Below are 4,588 nucleotides of genomic sequence, written 5' to 3' on the forward strand. Positions count from 1 at the left end.
ACTTAAACGAGTACCAACCTTGACCAGGCGTAAACGTAGAAACCATATCAGCGGAAACCTCTTCATAATAAACTTTCATTTAAATCATGTCCTTACTTGGATATTTGCGACAGTCATCTTCAAGACCAATTTGCCAAAAATCATAGCACCGCGGACATTGCTCTTCATAGAGGTAGATTTGATTGTTAGAAATATATTCAGTACAAATAAAGTCAATATCACCACATTGAGGACAGCAATCACGACGTTTAAAAGTATGGGTTCTGTTTTGATTTTTCACATTACACCGCCTTATAACCATGTGTTAAAGCCGCAGCTGTCACACCATCGCGACGGTTGAAATGTTTATCAAGCGCCAAACATAAATCATCGAGGTGCATGGCCATCATCGGTGTTGATGGACCCTTTTTGTCATAGAAGATCACAACGGAGTCATCGACACGACTTTTTGAATCTGGGGAGTTACGCTCTAGAACAGATAGGCGTTTAACCATATCGTAAGGCATTAGACGTCTAGGGATTGGAGGCTCAGCACTATCTAACTTGGCACGCTTGAGCCCTAATTTATTCGCAAAATAACGAATAGAGGCAGGTTGACGACCTAACTTTTTAGCCAACGTCTCAACATCGAGTATCCAATAGTTTTGTTTTAAATACTCAGCATCTTTCTTAGATAACTCCTTGAATCGTTTAAGGTTTAGCTTGAGAATCTGGTTTTCTACTGACGGAAAAGTACGGTCAAGATTTTGAGCGATTGTAGAAAGCTTTTTCCCCTCAAAGAATAATTCTTCTAAATAACGAGACTCTTCAACAGTCCAACTCTTGCTAACAGTCTTAGGTCGAGACTTTTCAACAACTTGAACTGAACTATCAGAAACTTGAGGTAAACGCACAAGTAAATCCGCAAAAGAACAATCTTGATTAACGTCTTGAGATAAAAATGAGCCGTCCATTATAACCCCCTAGCCTTTATTTTAAGTATGAGAGACCCTAGCCCCCAAAATATAAATAAGCCGAAAACAGGGAGGCTAAAGCGATAAAATTAATGATTTCTTGATACAAATTATTGCTTCAAAGACGATGAAAAATGCTTTTTGATGTCGTCATCTACGGGAACCAATTCAGAAATCCATTGCTCATAAACATCATCGGGATTACAGCCAAGAACAAAGTCATACTCGCGCTCAGGAACGAAAGCCCCAGCGTAAGCCGGATTGATCTTCAAAGGATCTTTTCCATAAGGCACTTCAGTATCAAAACCAAAACCCTCTTTTTGATATTTTTCCACATCAACATTGTCAATTGGGCGAAGAATTACCAACTCATAAAACGCCTTGTTGTTCTTACTTGTTGGATATTGTTTCTTTGCAATTCCCATTACCTTAGCCATATAAAACCCCTATAAACTATTAACTAATTTTCGATGCATTGGAGTGAAAGAAAGACCCGTATCGTCACGCATCAAAGACGTTACTATTTTCTCAAAATCACCTTCATATAATTCATACAAGCCATTAACCACACGGCCATATTGTCTTTTTGCCCAGTAAGCAGCCTGTAGGACTTCACAAGCAAACCGCTTTTTTGTTTTAAACATCATGCTTTTAGGCGTAACAACCTTAGAGAATAAAGATTTAGCGTAATTGTTAAGCCCTGAAAAATAACCATCGATATCCAGCAAGATATCAACCGAAACTTTTTTCAATTCAACTTCACTGCGGTACCAGACAAACCCATCTTTATCGATTTTTTGCTCTAGCTTTTTGTTGTAGATACGCCAATAAACAAGAGAAGAACGAGAGCCTATGTTTCTCATTTCAACACTAAAAACCTTGTTACCATCGGCATCAATGTGCCATTCGTCCGCGTTCTTAAAGGTTGGAGAGATACCGCGAGAACGTTTGAAACCATCGTCAAGAAAAGCCAGTTCTACATTTTCACAAGTATGGACACCGTCAAAATCATCAAACGCTAGATCACAACGACTGAGCAAAGTGACATTGAGGATGTTAGAAAGCCAATAATGAACAAACGCTCTAGAGCGCTTAGTAAAAAGGTGTTTGCAGCCTTTACCGTCAATAGAAAAGTGGATCGTATCTCTTTGATTAGAGCCGCCTACTCCAACCTTTCCACAGAATTGCTGACCATCACTTGAATAGATATCGAAGTGGTTTTCATAGAAATTAAACTTAGCGCCTTCTTTCATGCAACCCACTGTAAAACCGAGAACTTTTGTCAAAAACACAATAACGCAGCTCTCAAAATATTGTGTATAAACACGCTTTCTATATTCATTGATGTCTTCAACATCATGAGAACTTTTCGCTAACATTGGAGGCAATGAGGGCATTTGGGGGAAAGAACCACAAGAAAATGGATTTGACTTAGAACAGTGACGAAAATCCGCCATTTTCACAGTAAAGGCCAACCAGTCGATAGTAGTCGAAGTGTTTTCGTACTCCGATTCAACATCAACTTGCAAGCCGCTGTTATCTGCGTATTCAGGATGTAATTGCCCGACTTTGTGGCGGTAATTATTCGGTTTTTGTTCATGAATATAAGATTCACGTGCGTGAACCTCTTTACTATCAACCTCGACTTGATTAACAACGCCAGAACGACAGAAAGGACACACAGCATTAAAAATTAATGTGTAAACCTGACCACAGTCAGAGCAAGCAAAATGTCGTTTTGGTGAATTGGAGTCCATAAAACAAAAACCTTAGTTAGTGCAAACATGCATACAATGTTATTTTTATAGAAACCTACACCTTGACAATACATGTATGCAAGCATTCATGCGTAAAAAGTGCAATTGCATACTAAAATACATGAATAACATCACACAACGAGACTCATATGACTAAGAAATACACATCACTAAGGGTTAGTGAATCGACAAAGATGAAGCTTGAAAGGGTTGCTATTGATGTAAGCTACGAAACGAAGGAATCGATAAGATGGACTGACGTAGCAAATCATCTTTTTGATAATTACCTACAAGAAGCAAAAAGCGACATGATCCATAAAAAAAGAGATTAGAAAACTTAACGTCATGGTACTGGAGAGAAATTCTGTAGACTCGCTAACGCTCAAACACTGGCGCGTTACACTTGCAGATAGTCAAGGGCGTTGATGATTTCAGGGAAAGTACCCCCGTAATACCCCCGTAATACTGAACGGGGGTTTCTTGCTTCGCTTCGTCGGTTCCCTCTCGACGAAACGAGCCTCTCCCGACGAATGCTCACAAACAAACTAAATCACACTATTAAAATAACGCACTCTCCCACTCAATCCTCCTCCTACGCTAGTTCCGCTCGTCGTCGTCACTTGCGGTCAAGTGTCTGATTTGTAATAACCACCACCTTATAGAGAGAAGCACTCAAGATTATCTAGAAATCTCCCAACGCGTCACGTTTGTTGCCTGTAACTTAAAAGCATGCGAAGATGCGAATGCTACTTTATAAGTAGAAACGCGAAAAACCACAATTAAGTGGCTTTTCCAAACTAACCCTATAACAAGATTGCCGTCTACTATATAGGGTTGCTTTAAACTAAAAGGTACAATATGAAATACTTAGAAATAATGTTAATTATCATAGATTTACTAGGTAAAGCTCTTGAGCTTATCAATCATTTGATAGGTTAACATCCAAAACTTATGTGGGGCAAAGTTAACGCTGAGCTCCACAATCATCTAATCATCTAATCATCTAATCATCTAATCATTTCAACTGTTATCAAATAATGTATGTTTATCTTTACATTGTCAACGTGTTTAATGCTACTTGAAGTGCGCATTGTGCAAATTATGTTACGGGTTAACTTCTAACAACGATTTTCCTAACGAGCATCAAAAAGGCCAGACAAGCTGACCTCCTCATTGAGCATGTTACTCGCCCACGTTCTTATTCCGTTAAGCAAAGCAAACCCTCAACATAATTCATAACCATAATACGCACTTAGAGCTTTCAGAAAGCCAGTAAAACTATAGCCACCTAGAACCACTTAACAAAGCCTAACCAAGCTTTAAAAGCGCTTAGCAGAATGAAAGGTTTTCGTTTTTCTCTCAAACTCTGAAACGCTTCGCTGCTTATCGCTCAACAAACTGAATCGACCCCTTAACATGATCACGTTCGCTTATCCCTACGGGCTGAAATACTAAGCTGGCTCATAACCGTCAAAATCACCAGAGGCAAGCATTGAACGATAAAGTTCAGGCGTCAAATCAACAAGCTCAAGACTATCACCATACTCAGAAGATAATGTTGAATTCATATCTGATATAGACTTAAACGAGTACCAACCTTGACCAGGCGTAAACGTAGAAACCATATCAGCGGAAACCTCTTCATAATAAACTTTCATTTAAATCATGTCCTTACTTGGATATTTGCGACAGTCATCTTCAAGACCAATTTGCCAAAAATCATAGCACCGCGGACATTGCTCTTCATAGAGGTAGATTTGATTGTTAGAAATATATTCAGTACAAATAAAGTCAATATCACCACATTGAGGACAGCAATCACGACGTTTAAAAGTATGGGTTCTGTTTTGATTTTTCACATTACACCGCCTTATAACC

5 protein-coding genes are annotated in these 4,588 nt (G+C 38.9%); all 5 read right to left on the reverse strand.

Annotated features, from left to right (window positions below; translation table 11 throughout):
* Positions 1-281: 281 nt before the first annotated feature.
* Entirely contained in the window at positions 282-953 is a 672-nt protein-coding gene (locus tag L4B77_RS19435; protein ID WP_429752472.1) for a gcrA cell cycle regulator family protein, read from the reverse strand.
* A 110-nt stretch (positions 954-1,063) separates the two neighbouring features.
* The gene (locus L4B77_RS19440; RefSeq protein WP_429752473.1) at positions 1,064-1,390 is read right to left on the reverse strand and encodes a DUF1293 family protein; all 327 of its coding nucleotides are present in this window, start codon (positions 1,388-1,390) and stop codon (positions 1,064-1,066) included.
* Between the two features lie 9 nt (positions 1,391-1,399).
* On the reverse strand, positions 1,400-2,710 hold the full coding sequence (locus L4B77_RS19445; RefSeq protein WP_429752475.1) for a replication initiation factor domain-containing protein: 1,311 nt from the start codon (positions 2,708-2,710) through the stop codon (positions 1,400-1,402).
* Between the two features lie 1,451 nt (positions 2,711-4,161).
* A complete protein-coding gene (locus L4B77_RS19450) occupies positions 4,162-4,368 on the reverse strand; it encodes a hypothetical protein (protein WP_102457767.1) in 207 nt (68 codons plus the stop codon).
* Positions 4,369-4,588 (reverse strand): hypothetical protein (locus L4B77_RS19455; RefSeq protein ID WP_429752477.1); only part of this gene is annotated, 220 nt, incomplete at its 5' end.

Source organism: Vibrio minamisatsumaniensis (assembly GCF_050337445.1).
Taxonomy (GTDB): domain Bacteria; phylum Pseudomonadota; class Gammaproteobacteria; order Enterobacterales; family Vibrionaceae; genus Vibrio; species Vibrio artabrorum.

What these genes read in the sequence shown, in the direction of transcription:
- L4B77_RS19445 (WP_429752475.1), bottom strand. Translation starts at nt 2,710, where the DNA reads ATGGACTCCAATTCACCAAAACGACATTTTGCTTGCTCTGACTGTGGT.
- L4B77_RS19435 (WP_429752472.1), bottom strand. Translation starts at nt 953, where the DNA reads ATGGACGGCTCATTTTTATCTCAAGACGTTAATCAAGATTGTTCTTTT.
- L4B77_RS19450 (WP_102457767.1), bottom strand. Translation starts at nt 4,368, where the DNA reads ATGAAAGTTTATTATGAAGAGGTTTCCGCTGATATGGTTTCTACGTTT.
- L4B77_RS19440 (WP_429752473.1), bottom strand. Translation starts at nt 1,390, where the DNA reads ATGGCTAAGGTAATGGGAATTGCAAAGAAACAATATCCAACAAGTAAG.